The sequence below is a fragment of the Pseudonocardia sulfidoxydans NBRC 16205 genome (assembly GCF_007989085.1).
Lineage (GTDB): Bacteria > Actinomycetota > Actinomycetes > Mycobacteriales > Pseudonocardiaceae > Pseudonocardia > Pseudonocardia sulfidoxydans.
Genome location: NZ_BJVJ01000021.1, coordinates 17344 through 30926, shown reverse-complemented (window position 1 = coordinate 30926; position 13583 = coordinate 17344). Strand labels below are relative to the sequence as shown.

Sequence of the window (13583 nt, the reverse complement as noted above, 5' to 3'; positions counted from 1 at the left end):
GTCACCCGGTGGAAGTGCACCCGATCAGGTCCCGGCAGTGCGAGGATCGGCGCATGTCCCCGGCCGACGCGCGTCTCGCCGAGCTGCACCGGCGTGCCCGGGCGGTGCAGCCGCGGACGGTGACGTTGCGCCGCGCACTGCACCGGCACCCCGAGATCGGGCTGCGGTTGCCGCGGACGCAGGAGGCCGTCCTGGGTGCGCTGGCCGACCTCCCGGTGCGGGTCCACCTGGGGCGGGAGGTGTCGTCGGTCGTCGCGGTGCTGGAGGGTGCGCGGTCGGGGCCGACGGTGCTGCTGCGCGGCGACATGGACGCCCTGCCGCTGCACGAGGACTCCGGGGTGGAGTTCGCGTCGACGATCGAGGGGGCGATGCACGCGTGCGGGCACGACGTGCACGTCGCGATGCTGGCGTCGGCGGCGCGGCTGCTGGCGGAGTCGCGCGACGAGCTGGCGGGTCGTGTGCTGTTCATGTTCCAGCCGGGCGAGGAGGGCTTCCACGGCGCCCGGCACATGATCGACGAGGGGCTGCTGGGTCCGGGTGGGCCGGCGGGGATGCCGGAGTCGGCGTTCGCGCTGCACGTGAGCGCGACGGTGCCGAGCGGCGACGTGCACACGCGGCCGGGGCCGATCATGGCGGCGGCCGACACGCTGCACGTGACGGTGACGGGGCGTGGCGGGCACGCGTCGGCGCCGCACGACGCGGTCGACCCGGTACCGGCGGCGGCGGCGATGGTGGGGGCGTTGCAGACGATGCTGACCCGTCGCGTCGACACCCACCAGCCCGCGGTGCTGACGATCGCGCGGATCACCGCGGGCACGACGAACAACGTCATCCCGGAGACCGCCGAGATGGAGGGCACGCTGCGGACGATGTCCGAGCCCGTCCGCCGGATGCTGCACGAGGAGGTCCGTCGGGTCTGCCGCTACACGGCGATGGCGCACGGCTGTGAGGCCGAGGTGCGGATCGGCTCGGGCTATCCGGTCACGTCGAACGACCGGCAGGCGGCGGCGAAGGTGTCCGACCTGGGCCGACGGCTCGTGGGGGCGCGGCGGAGCGTCGAGATGCCGGACCCGATCATGGGCGCCGAGGACTTCTCCTACGTGCTGCGCGAGGTGCCGGGCGCGCTGGCGTTCCTGGGGGCCTGCCCGCCGGGGATCGACCCGTCGGAGGCGGCGTCGAACCACTCCAACCGCGTGGTGTTCGACGAGGCGGCGATGGCCACCGGCGTCGCGCTCTACGCCGGCCTCGCGCTGGAGACGCTGGCCCGCGCGTGACCCGCGCTACCCCCGCTCGGGTCCTGCGGGCCCGAGTAGCAAGCTTGCGGGGTGGCCCTCTCGATCCGTGACCTGTCGCTCGCCCTGCGATCCGGTGAGCTCTCCCCGACCGAGCACCTGCGCGACACGCTGGAGCGGCTCCGCGGCGACACCACGAACTCGGTGGTCACCCTCGACGAGGAGCGCGCGCTGGCCGACGCCGCCACGGCCACCGACGAGATCGCCCGCGGCGAGTGGCGCGGCCCGCTGCACGGCGTCGCCGTCGGGGTGAAGGACCTGGTCGACGTGGAGGGCCTGCAGACGCTGTGCGGGTCCGACGTCATGGCCGACTCGCCGCCCGCCGCGGCCGACGCGCCGATCGTGACGCGGCTGCGCGAGGCCGGTGCGATCGTCGTCGCGAAGCTGCACACGCAGGAGTTCGCCTACGGGCCCACCGGCGACACCTCGGCGTCCGGCCCGGCGCTCAACCCGCACGACCCGACCCGCATCACCGGCGGGTCGTCGTCGGGCCCGGCGGCGGCCGTCGCGGCCGGACACCTGGCGTTGACGGTCGGGACCGACACGGGCGCGAGCGTCCGCACCCCGGCGGCGCTGTGCGGGGTCGTCGGCCTCAAGCCGACCCGCGGGGTGCTGCCCACGGAGGGCGTGTTCCCGCTGTCGGACACCTACGACCACGTCGGGCTCCTCGCGGGCGACACGCACTCGACGAGCGTCGCGTGGGACGTGCTGAGCCGCTCCGGCGGGACGGGTGGCGGCATCCAGCTGCCCGGCGTGTCGGGTGTGCGGGTCGGCGTCCTGACCGACCCGTACTGGCAGGCGGCCGACCCCGACACCCGCGCCAACGTCGCCGAGGCGGTGGCGCTGCTGGAGAAGCAGGGCGCCCAGGTCACCGAGATCTCGACGCCCATGATCGACCGGATCCCCAAGACCTACTTCGACATCTGCAACGCAGAGGCCTACGCGACGCACCGCGCCTGGCTCGCGACGCGCCGCGGCGACTACCAGCCCGCCACGTTGGAGCGGCTCGAGCCGAACGACCACATCACCGCGTCGGAGTACGTCGACGCGCAGCGCGCCCGGCTGCGGCTCACCACCGCGATGCGGCAGGCGTGCGACGCCGTCGACGTCCTCGTCCTGGCGACGACCCGCCAGCCCGCCACCCCGCTGCACGCCACCACCGTGGAGATCGAGGGGAAGAACGCGCCCGTCCGGATGGGGCTGCTCGAACTGACGCTGCCGTTCAACGTGACCGGCTGGCCCGCGGTGTCGGTCCCCGGCCCGTCGCCGGCCACCGACGGGCAGTTCGCGGGCCTGCCCGTGGGCGTCCAGGTCGTCGGCGTCCGGCTGGAGGAGCGCGGCGTGCTGCGGGTGGCGGCCGCGATCGAGCGCGCCTGACCCCCCGCGTACCGTTCCGCCGCATGGGTGAGCGTGCGCTGTGCGTCATCGGGACCGGGCTCATCGGCGGCTCGCTGATCCGGGCCGCCGACAAGGCCGGGCGGACGGTGTGGGGCACGAGCGCGTCGGAGGGTACGGCCGAGCAGGCCCGCGCCGACGGCTACGACGTCACCACCGACCTCGACGCCGCCCTTCGCCGGGCCGCCGAGGCCGATGCGCTCGTCGTGCTCGCGACCCCGCTGCCCGCCCTTCCCGACGTGCTGCGCCGCGTCGGTGAGGTCGCTCCGACGGTGCGGCTGACCGACGCCGTCAGCGTCAAGGTCGCGGTCGCCGACGAGGTCGCGCGGTACGCGCCGCGGGCCCGCTACGTCGGCGGCCACCCCATGGCCGGCACCGCCGAGTCGGGCTGGGCCGCCGGCACGGCCGGGTTGTTCACCGGTGCCCCGTGGGTCGTCGTCTCCGACGACGGCGCCGACCTCGACGTGTGGGCCGACGTCGCCGAGCTCGCCTGGGCGTGTGGATCGCACGTCGTCCCCGCGGCGGCCGACGAGCACGATCTCGCCGTCGCCCGGATCAGCCACCTGCCGCACCTGCTCGCCGCGGTGCTGGCGGCCGTCGGCGCCGGTGAACCCGACGACGACCTGCCCCTCGCGCTGTCGGCCAGCTCGTTCGCCGACGGCACCCGCGTCGCCGGCACCCGGCCCGAGCTGGTGCTCGCCATGTGCGAGGGCAACCGCGACGCCCTGCTCGCCGCGGTCGACGAGGCCCTCGGCCGGCTCGGCGCCATGCGCGGGGCACTGGCGTCGACGGGTGGGCTCGCCGCCACCGTGCAGGCCGGCTACCTCGCGCGGCAGCGCTGGTCGGCCACGCGCGAGCCGCTCACCGAGCACGTGACGCTGCGCCCCGGCATCCTTCCCGAGCTGCGGGAGCTCGGCCGGCGCGGCGACGTGATCGTCGGCTGGGCCTGATCTCTCAGGCGACCGGCTCGATCGCCCCGACCCGGCGGGCCAGCCCCGGGTAGTGCGCCACGATGCCGTCGGCGTCGACCGTGAGATCGGCGCTGAAGTCACCCGAGCTGACGTTCACCACAGCGGGTGACGTCCCGTCGGACACCGAGACCGTCCGGTAGCGCCTGTCGACCAGCTCCACCGACAACGACGGCAACGACACGAACAGCACGGGGATCACGTGGTCGCCCGGTTCCAGGTGCAGGTTCAGCCGGCGGATCGGCAGCGTGTTGAACAGCGGGCTGCGCTGGAGGTCGACGTCCACCGCGCCGTCGTAGTCCGACCGGGTGCTGCCCGAGCCGTCGTCGAGCAGCCAGTAGCCGTCCTCGGTGCGGTTCATCGTGAGGTGCCGCTCCCGGTCGGCCGTCGCCGCCGTGACCGACAGCCGCTCCACGACCCGGTCCTCGTTGACGGCCAACCGGTACGACGAGGTGAGCTCACCGTTCGGGCCGGTCCGCACGATCCGGCCGAGGGCGCGGAAACCGGTCTGTCCGATCAGGACCCGGGCACCCTCCAGGCCGACCTCGTCCTCGGCCTGCCACGTCACCATGCCGCTCATCGCACTCGCACTCCCTCGCCTGAGCTCGGTCGGCGCTGCGCGCAGGCGCTGTGTCGGGAGATCGCTCGCCGAGGCTCGCTCATCGTGAACACGGTAGTCGGTGAGGAGCGGCCGCTCCTGCCGAGGGGAACCCGGCAGGAGCGGTCACCGTCACGTCATCACGCCTGGTCACCGACCGGGCGCGGGCTGTTCGGGGTCGGGCACGAAGTCCTTGATCTTCCCGACGACCATGTCGACCTGCTCGTCGTGGCCGAACTTGTCCTTGACGACCTCCCCGAGCTTCTCGGCGCCGTCCTCGATCTTGTCGCCGTGCTCATTGAGCAGTTCCTCGGCCTTGCCCTTGAGTGCGTCGAAGTCCACCATGTTGAGCCCCCTTCTCGAGCTGTCGGGAGACATCCTGGCCCGTGACACGATCAGGTGTCAGCACCCGGGTGGGCTCAACCCCCGCCGGGGCGGGTCACCGGGGCGGGATCGAGGTCGCCGGGAGCGAGGTCGTCGCGCAGGCCGCGGAACTCGGGGCGCAGCATCCGGCCGTCGTCGGACCAGCCGGCGTGCGCGATCTCGGCGACGACGACCGGCTCGCACCACTGGGCGCCTGCGCTGTCGACGCGCGGGATGTCCTCCCCGAACGGAGGGGCGATCCGGGTCAGGCCGTCGAGTGCGCTGTGCAGGACGCGTTGGACGGCGTCTCCGGAGAGGCCCGCGGTGACCCGCCCGGCGAACCGCAGCCCGCCGGGCCCGGGGAGACCGACGAGCAGCGCCGCGATCCGCGAGGCCGTCGACCGTTCGGCCCGGCGGCCGGCGATGAGGCACGGCGTCGACGTCCGGTGCGTCACCTCGATCCACGCGCCGCGGCGCCCCGGTGTGTACGGGCCGTCGGCCCGTTTGGCGACGACACCCTCCATGCCCTGTTCGGCCGTCGCGGTGAGCAGGGCCGCGCCGTCTGTGTAGGACGGCGACAGCGACAGTGCCGGCACCCCGGACAGGTCGAGGCGTTCGAGGGTGGCGCGGCGTTCGAGCAGGGGCCGCGCCGTGAGGTCGACGCCGTAGAGGCGCAGGACGTCGAACGTCATGAAGGTGACGGGTCGCGCGGCCGCGCGGGCGGCGCTGACGGTGCCGTGGATGCGCTCGGCGAGGGCGGCGAAACTGGGGACGCCGCGGTCGACGATCACCACCTCGCCGTCGAGGAGCAGGTCGGGCGCGACAGCGTCGAGACCGGCGAGCTCGGGGAAACTGCCGGTGACGTCGCGGCCGCTGCGGGTGTGCAGCCGGACGGCGCCGTCGCGGACGTCGGCGAGCAGCCGCATGCCGTCCCACTTGACCTCGAACACCCATCCGGGGCCGGTCGGGAGCGCGCCGGGGGTGGCGAGCATGGGCTGCACGCCGCCATGCTGTCACCAGAAGTCGTCACGCTGCGCCGTACGGGGCGGGTCGGCGCGAACCGGACGGCAGACGGGGAAGGCTGGGTACAAGAGCACCATGCGAGCGATGTGGAGCGGTGCGGTCTCGTTCGGGCTGGTCAGCGTGCCCGTCAAGCTGTACTCCGCGACGACCAACCACGACATCCGGTTCCATCAGGTGCACGCCACGGACGGTGGCCGGATCCGCTACAAGCGGACGTGTTCGATCGACGGCGAGGAGGTCGAGTACGCCGACATCGTCAAGGGCTACGAGACCGAGGACGGCGAGCTCATCACGCTCGACGAGGGCGACCTCGACTCGTTGCCGGTCGCGACGGGCCACGAGATCGACGTCATCGAGTTCGTGCCGTCCGACCAGATCGACCCGCTGCTGTTCGACAAGAGCTACTACCTCGAGCCGGAGACGAAGGCCGCCAAGCCCTACGCCCTGCTCCGGGAGGCGCTGACCGACACCGACCGGATGGCCGTGGTCAAGGTGGCGTTGCGGCAGCGGGAGAGCATCGCGCTGCTGCGTGTCCGCGGCAAGGCGATCGTGCTGCAGACGATGCTGTGGCCCGACGAGGTCCGCGAGCCCGAGTTCGACATCCTCGACCTCGACGTCGAGCTGCGTCCGCAGGAGCTGCAGATGGCGGCGTCGCTGGTGGAGAGCCTGGGGGCCGACTTCGACCCGTCGGACTTCCACGACGAGTACCGCGACGCCGTCGCCGACATGATCGAGCGCAAGCGCACCAGCGGCGACAGCCGCCCGGCCCCGGCGCCGGAGAAGCCGTCCGACGACGGCGACAGCATGACCGACCTGCTGACGGCGTTGCAGCGCAGCGTCGAGGCGGCGCGCGGGTCCTCGGGCACGGCGGCCGAGAAGGCGCCGGAGAAGCCTGCCGAGGAGAAGGCCGAGAAGCCGAAGACCCGCCGTCGCACCACGAAGAAGGACGCCGCGAAGGACGACTCGCCCGAGGAGGCCGCGGCCCCACGCAGGCGGACCCGAAAGCCCGCCTGACGGATCAGGGCCCGAGGGCGTTCTTGGGCGGTGCCTCGTCCTTGGCCAGCGCGCCGAAGAGTGCCTGCGCCCGCGTCCTGTCCCAGCGGACGACGGACTCGCCGCCGATCGTCGGCGTGCCCCCGACCGGCACGGTGGTGGCGACGCCGTCGCCACCCGACACCCCGCGCATCGACAGGCCCAGGCTCGCCAGGTTCCAGATGTGGTCGGAACTGTCGACGGTGATCGTCCCGGTCATGGCGGTGCCGAGCGGCACGATGCGGAACGGGTTGAGCAGCGTCGCCGGGCTGGTGGCCTTGCTGATCAGCGCGGACAGGAACGCGCGCTGGCGGGCGACGCGGTCGAAGTCCGACCCGGCCGTGGCGCGGGTGCGGACGTAGCCGAGCGCGGTGCCGCCGTCGAGCTCCTGGCAGCCGGCCTTGATGTCGAGGCCCGCCTTCGGGTCCTTGATGGCCTGCGGGATGCACATGTCGACGCCACCCACCGCGTCGACGGCGCCGACGAACCCGCCGAAGCCGATCTCGGCGTAGTGGTCGATGTGCAGGCCGGTGGCGGCCTCGACGGTCTCGATCAGCAGCTGTGGGCCGCCGATCGCGTACGAGGCGTTGATCTTGCCGCTGCCGTGGCCCTGGATGGGCACGTAGGAGTCGCGCGGGATGCTCACGAGCACGGGGCCCGAGCTGCCGCTGTGCAGCAGCATGATCGTGTCGGTGCGCTGGCCGACGTCACCGCCCGTCGCCAGCTCCTGCTGCTGTTCGTCGGTGAGGCCTGCGCGGCTGTCGGAGCCGACGATCAGCCAGTTGGTGCCGTCGGACGTCGTGGCGCTGTCGGCGGGCAGGGCGTCGACACGCTGGAGGTTGACGTCGAGGTAGACCGCGAAGCCGATGACCAGCAGGAGCAGGACGGCGACGAAGGCCAGGATCCGACGCCGCCAGCTGCCCCTGCGGCGCGGACGTGGGCTCCGCCGGGGCGGACCGCCGCCCGGCGGGTCGAACCGGACCGGCGGCCGGTCGCCCGCGGGCGTCGTCGGGAGTACCGAGGTGCGTGCGGGCGGTGGTCGACGACCTCCCTGCGGCGGGCGCGGCGGCACGTTCTGCCGGGGCCGCTGGGGTTGGCCCCAGCCGGGCCCCTGGGCGGGACCACGACGTTGCTGCTGCGGCGGGGGTGGGCCGCCCCGGCCGACAGGACGCGTCGGCCCCTGGTACCCACCGTCCATGCTGTGCTCTCACCCCGTCGACGCGTGCTCCGTACGGCCCTGCAGACCTCGGACCAGAGTGCCACGGGCCGGGCGAAGAGGTCGGTAGGGGCAGCCCCCCGCGTCTACAACAGAGGCTCGCCCTCGAACTTGCCGAGCTCTTCGCGGTAGAACTCGATACCGACGCCGTTGGGGTCGCGGATGTAGAGGCTGTTGTCGACGCCGCGGTCGGGACCGAGGTAGTCGATGCCCTCGGCGTCGAGCCGGGCCCTGGCCGCGTCGAACTCCTCCGGCGACGTGGAGAGCGCCAGGTGCTGGACGGCGCCGATCGTCTCCTCCCAGTCGCGGTGGTCGTGGCCCGGGAAGTCGAAGAACCCCAGCAGGTTGCCGTTCCCGATGTCGAAGAAGAAGTGGCCGGAGCCGGCGTAGTCGCGGTTCTCCACGAGCTCGACCAGCGGGAACCCCAGGGTGTCCTGGTAGAACCGGATGGTCTGTTCGACGTCGCTGCAGACGAGCGCGAGGTGGTGGACGCCGCGGACGGTCGTCGGCGGCCGGTCGGCCGCGGGCCGCAGGTACGTGTCGCGCAGCTTCTTCCGCCGCTCGCGGACGGCGTCCAGTTCGGCTCCGGTGGGCTGTGGCACGGTCGGCTCCTTGCCTCGACGTCCCGGGCGGCACCCGGGGCACCCACCGTACGACCGCGGTGGTTCCACGTGGAACACGTTCGAGTGACTGTGTGCATGATCGACCCCGTGGACCCCCTGCACGATTCCGTGGAACCCCTGCACGAGGACGACCTCGCCGATCCCGGCGTCCTCGACCCGGCGCTGCACGCCCGCCGCGCACGGCTGCCCGAGGCCGCGGTGTTGTGCTTCTTCCCCGAGGTCGTGGCCGCGTTCGTCGAGGCCGGGGCCCGGCGGCTCGCACGGCTGTCGTCGGAACGCGAGTCCGTGGTGTGGGAGATCGAGGTCGACGGCCGGCCGCTCGCGATCGTCCACCCCGGGATCGGCGCTCCGCTCGCGGCGATGACCCTGGAGGAGCTGATCGCGATGGGCGTGACGCAGGTCGTCGCCGTCGGCGGGGCGGGGGTGCTCGTGCCGGACCTGGTGATGGGGCACGCGGTCGTCGTCGGCAGCGCGCTGCGCGACGAGGGCACGTCGGCGCACTACCTGCGTCCGGGCCGGGTCGTCGACGCCGACCCGCAGGGCGCCGAGGTCCTGCGGCGGACGCTCGACGCCGCGGGGTTGCCGCACGTCACCGGCCGGACCTGGACCACCGACGCCGTCTACCGCGAGACCCGCGCCCGGGTGGCGCGGCGCCGCGAGGAGGGATGCGTGACCGTCGACATGGAGGCGTCGGCGTTCATCGCGGTCGCGCGGTTCCGCGGTATCCGCCTCGCCCAGCTGCTGCTGGCCGCCGATTCGCTGGCCGGACCGGAGTGGGACGCGCGCGGCTGGACGACCGCCCGCGCCGCCCGATCCGGTCTCACGTCCGTCGCAGCACGGGCGGCGCTGGCGCTGTGAGCGGTCGTGAGTGGCGATGGTCGCTATAGCGACCATCGCCACTCACAGGGTGGCGCGGCGGATCGACCGGATGCCGACCCACAGGCCGATCGCCGCGGTGACCAGCGCCGCGACCAGGCCCCGGAGGATCGTCACGTCGCCGAACGAACCGGCGAACAGGACCCGCTCCGCGTCGACGATGTAGGTGAGCGGGTTGAACTTCGACACCACCTGCATCCAGCCCGGACCCGTCTCGAGCGGCAGCATCATCCCGGACAGGATCAGCAGCGGGAACAGCAACGCCTGCTGCACCGCCCAGAAGATCCACTCGCTCTTGCGGGCCGCGATCGCCAGCGCGTAGGACAGCGCCCCGACCCCGACGCCGAAGACCCCCAGGATCAGCAGCCCCACCAGCACGTGCAGCGGGTACAGCACGAACCCGAACGGGATCGCGACGAGCGTGATGATCGCCGCCTGCACCACCAGCGGGGTGAGCTCCTTGAGCGCCCGCCCGATCATCAGCGCCGACCGCGACAGCGGCGTCGCCAGGATGCGTTCGAACGCGCCGGTCATGATCTCGAACTGCAGCGTCGACCCGGTCATCGACGTCCCGAACATCGTGATCATCACGACGACACCGGGCAGGAACCACTGCAGCGACGACCCGCCGAACAGCTCGCCGTTGCCCGCGAGACCCGAGAGCAGGGGCCCGAACAGTCCCAGGAAGACCAGGGGCTGGAGCAGCGAGAAGATCAGCGAGAACGGGTCGCGCAGGATGGTCAGCGTCTCGCGCCACCACACGTGGCCGACGTCGGTGACCACGTTGGTCCGCGCCGGTGCCGGAAGGGTCAGGACCGCCATCAGGACTCTCCTTCGCGCAACGAGCGACCGGTCAGGTTGAGGAACACGTCGTCGAGGGTGGGGCGGCGGGCGGCCGCGGCGACGACGTCGACACCCGCGTCGCGCAACCGGGCGAGGACGCCGGGCATGGCGTGGGAGGCGGCGTCGACGCGGATCGACAGGGCGGTGCCGTCGTCGTCCGGGCGCTCGGACAGCTCGCTGCCCTCGGTGCCGAGCAGGGTGCGCGCGGCCGCGGCGTCGGCGGGGCGGACGACGACGGTCAGCCTGTCGCCGGCCTGCTTGGCCTTGAGGGTCTCGGCGGTGTCGTCGGCGATGATCGTGCCGTGGTCGATGATCACGACCCGTTCGGCCATCGCGTCGGCCTCGTCGAGGTAGTGGGTGGTGAGCACGATCGTGGTGACGCGCTGCTCGCGGATCCGCATGATGTGCTCCCACAGGTTGGCCCGGTTCTGCGGGTCCATCCCGGTGGACGGCTCGTCGAGGAACAGCAGGCCGGGGGCGTGGATGAGGCCGAGCGCGATGTCGAGCCGGCGCTTCTGTCCGCCCGACAGGGAGCTGACCTTGCGCATGCGCAACGCGTCGAGGTCGAGCGTGCGCAACAGCTCCTCCCCGCTCTCGGCGGCGTCGGCCTTGCTCATGCCGTAGAAGCGGCCCTGCATGAGCAGCTCGTCCCAGACCCGGTAGTTGTGGCCGGCGCCGTCCTTCTGGCCGATGTAGCCGATGCGCCTGCGGACCTCGGCCGGCCGGGCCAGGACGTCGATACCCGCGACGCTCGCGGAGCCGGAGGTGGGCGGCAGCAGGCTGGTGAGCATCCGCAGCGTCGTCGACTTGCCGGCGCCGTTGGGGCCGAGGAAGGCGACCAGCTCACCCTCGGCCACGTCGAGGTCGATGCCGCGCACCGCCTCGATCCTTTCCTTGCCCACCGTGAAGGTCCTGGCGAGCGACTCGGTGTGGATCATCCGTCCTCCGAATTCCGTACGGCGTACCACGTTGGCGAGCGATACAGTACACCGTACGGAGAGAGTCTCGCCAGGAAGGCGGCGAAATGGACGAACCAGGCGGCGGACCAGGCGGCGAGCCGGGCGCCGAGTGGGGCACGGCCGAGGGCCGCGCCATGATCCGGCTGCTGTGGGACCCACCCCCGCCACCCACGCGCGGCCCACGGCAGAAGCTCACGCTCGACCAGGTCGTGACGGGCGCGATCGAGGTCGCCGCGACCCAGGGCGTCGACGAGCTGTCGATGCGCAAGGTCGCCCAACACCTCGGCGTCGGCGCGATGAGCCTCTACACCTACGTCCCCGGCAAGGACGAACTGTTCGAGCTGATGATCGACCGCGCCTGGGCCGGCCGGGCCATGCCCGACCCCGACCTCCCGTGGCGCGCGCAGGTCGAGTACCACGCCCGCGAGGCCTGGCGGATGTACCAGGCCCACCCGTGGCTGATTCGCTCCAACCTGTGGCGGATGCCGCTGGGCCCGCACGTCCTCGACGCCCAGGAAGACCTCTACCGCGCCGTCGCCCTCACCGGGCTGCCCGCGGGGACCGTCAGCCGGGTCGCCGGGCTCGTCGAGTCCCACGTGTTCGGCGCCGCCCGCTCCGCCGTCACCGACACCAGTGTCTCCGCCCGCACCGGCGTCGGCTACGACGACTACTGGGAGTCCCGGGCCGGCTTCTGGGGCACCTACTACTCCCCGGAACGCTTCCCGACGATGACGCGCATCTGGGAGCAGGGCGGCTTCGACGAGGAGTACTCCGACGAGGCCTGGGAATTCGGACTGGGACTGCTGCTCGACGGCGTCGAACGCCTGACGGACGGAGACACGTGATCGACCGGTTCGACGGCCACATCGCCGGTCTCGGCACCGCCGCGGGACTGCGCGTCGTGGTGGGCCGCTGGGAACGCTCCCCGCTGGGCACCTTCACCGACGTCATGGCCGAACGCCCCGACGGCCACCGCCTGCTGCTCGCGCCCACACCCGCGGTCGCCGAGTTCGTCTCCGCCACGTACACGTTCGACGAGGTGCGGATCCTGCCGGTGTTCGCCGCCGTCGACGGGCCGCGCTGGACCGTGCGCGCGGGCCCGCTGGAGGCGACCTTCCGCACCGGGGGCCGCCCCCCGCTCGGTCTGCTGCTCGCCGCCGTCCCCGGCCGGGTCGCGACGTCGATCCCCTGGGTCTCGGCGATCGACGTCGTCGCCCGCCGCGTGCTGCCCGCGGTCCGGACCCGCGGCAGCGCCGGCAACGGCCGCGACGAGTTCTACTGTGCCCGCGACATACACCGGGTGAGCAGCGGCGACGTCCGCTGGGACGGCGCCGGCCAGGGCGCGCTCGCCCCCGTCGACCCGCCGGTGCGGTTCGGGTTCGGCTCCACCCCGCCGGGACCGTCGGTCGTGCGGGTGACGACGCTGATCCGGCACTGAGCGCCTCCACCCGGAATCCTCCCGGGTTCCGCCCCTGGGTCGGCGCCCCGCGCCGGTTGGCGCTGACCGTCGGGATGTGGCCGACCGAGACCTCGTGAGTGGCAATAGTCGCTATAGCGACTATTGCCACTCACAGGGTTACTCGGTGCTCGTCGCGCGGCGCAGGGCCAGCCGGCCGTCGGGGGTACCGGTCGACTTCCACTCCCCCGAGTCCGCGGTCCAGGTGCGGCCGTCGTAGGTCACGGTGTCGAGCCCGAACCGCGCCGAGTGCGCCACCAGCCACGACGCGATCGCCCAGCCCCGCTGCTGCGGCTGCGGTCCCGACAGTTTCGCGGTGCCGAGCTCGCGGGCCGCGACGGTCGCGACGTCGTCGCCGGGGACCCGCAGCGGCACGTCCTGGCAGCGCAGCGCGGCCTGCGACTGGCCCGTCAGCGCCATCGCGATCGACCGCGCCTGCGGCTCCCACTGCGCGTACGCCTCGGGAAACGCCGACCGCTGCACCACCTGCGCGGCCTCGGTGACGCTGATGTCCTGCCAGTCGGGCTGCTCGTGCAGCACCCGGTAGAACGCGGTCGCCGCGTACACGGGATCGGTGACCTGCGCGTGCGTGCCCCAGCCCTGGCTGGGCCGCTGCTGGAACAGGCCCGCCGAGTCGCGGTCGCCGCCCTGCAGGTTGCGCAGGCCCGACTCCTGCAACGCCGTCGCGAGCGCGACCGTCACCGCGTGCTCGGGCAGGCCCTCCGCGTAGCCGACGGCCGCGATCGTCGCCGCGTTCTCCGCCTGCTCGATCGACAGCGTGATCTCCCGGTCGCCCGAGACGATGCAGCCGGGCTTCGGCTTGTTCACCGCCTGCCAGACCACGACACCGATCCCCACGACGATCACCAGGACGACGACCAGCAGGACCGCCGGGCCCTTCCGCACTCGCGCTCCCGGTTCGTCTCGACGGATCGGCCC

At 72.9% G+C, this 13583-nt stretch carries 15 protein-coding genes; 7 read left to right on the top strand and 8 right to left on the bottom strand.

The genetic code is table 11. From position 1 onward, the window contains the following. The first annotated feature begins 53 nt into the window (after positions 1 to 53). Genes PSU4_RS12680 through PSU4_RS12670 form a run of 3 tightly spaced genes read left to right on the top strand, consistent with a single transcriptional unit; the run spans position 54 to position 3637 of the window. On the top strand, positions 54 to 1274 hold the full coding sequence (locus PSU4_RS12680) for a M20 metallopeptidase family protein (RefSeq protein ID WP_147106943.1): 1221 nt from the start codon (positions 54 to 56) through the stop codon (positions 1272 to 1274). A 51-nt stretch (positions 1275 to 1325) separates the two neighbouring features. After that, positions 1326 to 2669 (top strand): amidase, encoded by a 1344-nt coding sequence (locus PSU4_RS12675; RefSeq protein ID WP_147106940.1) that lies wholly within the window; start codon positions 1326 to 1328, stop codon positions 2667 to 2669. A gap of 23 nt (positions 2670 to 2692) precedes the next feature. Next, the gene (locus tag PSU4_RS12670; RefSeq protein WP_147106937.1) at positions 2693 to 3637 is read left to right on the top strand and encodes a prephenate dehydrogenase; all 945 of its coding nucleotides are present in this window, start codon (positions 2693 to 2695) and stop codon (positions 3635 to 3637) included. Between the two features lie 4 nt (positions 3638 to 3641). On the opposite strand, the gene PSU4_RS12665 is transcribed toward PSU4_RS12670, so the two are convergent. The 3 genes from PSU4_RS12665 to PSU4_RS12655 all read right to left on the bottom strand — a co-directional run bounded on the left by PSU4_RS12665 (position 3642) and on the right by PSU4_RS12655 (position 5608). Further along, positions 3642 to 4235, bottom strand: coding sequence for a putative glycolipid-binding domain-containing protein (locus PSU4_RS12665; RefSeq protein ID WP_147106935.1), 594 nt, complete (start codon positions 4233 to 4235; stop codon positions 3642 to 3644). A gap of 168 nt (positions 4236 to 4403) precedes the next feature. Beyond that, complete coding sequence (locus tag PSU4_RS12660; RefSeq protein ID WP_186816906.1) at positions 4404 to 4598, bottom strand: Rv0909 family putative TA system antitoxin; 195 nt, start codon at positions 4596 to 4598, stop codon at positions 4404 to 4406. Positions 4599 to 4672: 74 nt separating this feature from the next. Beyond that, on the bottom strand, positions 4673 to 5608 hold the full coding sequence (locus tag PSU4_RS12655; protein ID WP_246115088.1) for an ATP-dependent DNA ligase: 936 nt from the start codon (positions 5606 to 5608) through the stop codon (positions 4673 to 4675). A gap of 106 nt (positions 5609 to 5714) precedes the next feature. Here PSU4_RS12655 and ku point away from each other — a divergent pair, with 106 nt between their 5' ends. Further along, positions 5715 to 6653: a non-homologous end joining protein Ku gene (ku, locus tag PSU4_RS12650; protein WP_147106928.1), complete on the top strand. Its 939-nt coding sequence runs from the start codon at positions 5715 to 5717 to the stop codon at positions 6651 to 6653. A 4-nt stretch (positions 6654 to 6657) separates the two neighbouring features. Here ku and PSU4_RS12645 read toward each other — a convergent pair whose 3' ends face one another. After that, positions 6658 to 7869 (bottom strand): LCP family protein, encoded by a 1212-nt coding sequence (locus tag PSU4_RS12645; RefSeq protein WP_147106926.1) that lies wholly within the window; start codon positions 7867 to 7869, stop codon positions 6658 to 6660. Positions 7870 to 7973: 104 nt separating this feature from the next. Next, positions 7974 to 8489 (bottom strand): VOC family protein, encoded by a 516-nt coding sequence (locus tag PSU4_RS12640; RefSeq protein ID WP_186816905.1) that lies wholly within the window; start codon positions 8487 to 8489, stop codon positions 7974 to 7976. A gap of 108 nt (positions 8490 to 8597) precedes the next feature. Between PSU4_RS12640 and PSU4_RS12635 the strand changes: the two genes are divergently transcribed. After that, positions 8598 to 9368 carry a nucleoside phosphorylase gene (locus PSU4_RS12635; RefSeq protein ID WP_246115078.1) on the top strand — a complete coding sequence of 257 codons (771 nt, stop codon included), beginning with the start codon at positions 8598 to 8600 and terminating at the stop codon, positions 9366 to 9368. A gap of 42 nt (positions 9369 to 9410) precedes the next feature. Here PSU4_RS12635 and PSU4_RS12630 read toward each other — a convergent pair whose 3' ends face one another. Beyond that, the gene (locus PSU4_RS12630) at positions 9411 to 10208 is read right to left on the bottom strand and encodes an ABC transporter permease (protein WP_147106921.1); all 798 of its coding nucleotides are present in this window, start codon (positions 10206 to 10208) and stop codon (positions 9411 to 9413) included. Continuing rightward, entirely contained in the window at positions 10208 to 11167 is a 960-nt protein-coding gene (locus tag PSU4_RS12625; RefSeq protein WP_147106918.1) for an ATP-binding cassette domain-containing protein, read from the bottom strand. The genes PSU4_RS12630 and PSU4_RS12625 overlap by 1 nt, the downstream gene beginning before the upstream one ends. 86 nt (positions 11168 to 11253) lie before the next feature. On the opposite strand from PSU4_RS12625, the gene PSU4_RS12620 reads away from it, so the two are divergent. Together PSU4_RS12620 and PSU4_RS12615 are read left to right on the top strand one after the other, a co-directional pair. Continuing rightward, a complete protein-coding gene (locus PSU4_RS12620) occupies positions 11254 to 12033 on the top strand; it encodes a TetR/AcrR family transcriptional regulator (protein WP_246115077.1) in 780 nt (259 codons plus the stop codon). Continuing rightward, positions 12030 to 12626, top strand: a complete 597-nt coding sequence (locus tag PSU4_RS12615; protein ID WP_147106914.1) for a hypothetical protein — start codon at positions 12030 to 12032, stop codon at positions 12624 to 12626. The genes PSU4_RS12620 and PSU4_RS12615 overlap by 4 nt, the downstream gene beginning before the upstream one ends. A gap of 138 nt (positions 12627 to 12764) precedes the next feature. Here the strand turns inward: PSU4_RS12615 and PSU4_RS12610 are convergent, their stop codons facing one another. After that, positions 12765 to 13550 carry a VldE C-terminal domain-containing protein gene (locus tag PSU4_RS12610; protein ID WP_147106911.1) on the bottom strand — a complete coding sequence of 262 codons (786 nt, stop codon included), beginning with the start codon at positions 13548 to 13550 and terminating at the stop codon, positions 12765 to 12767. Positions 13551 to 13583: the final 33 nt, after the last annotated feature.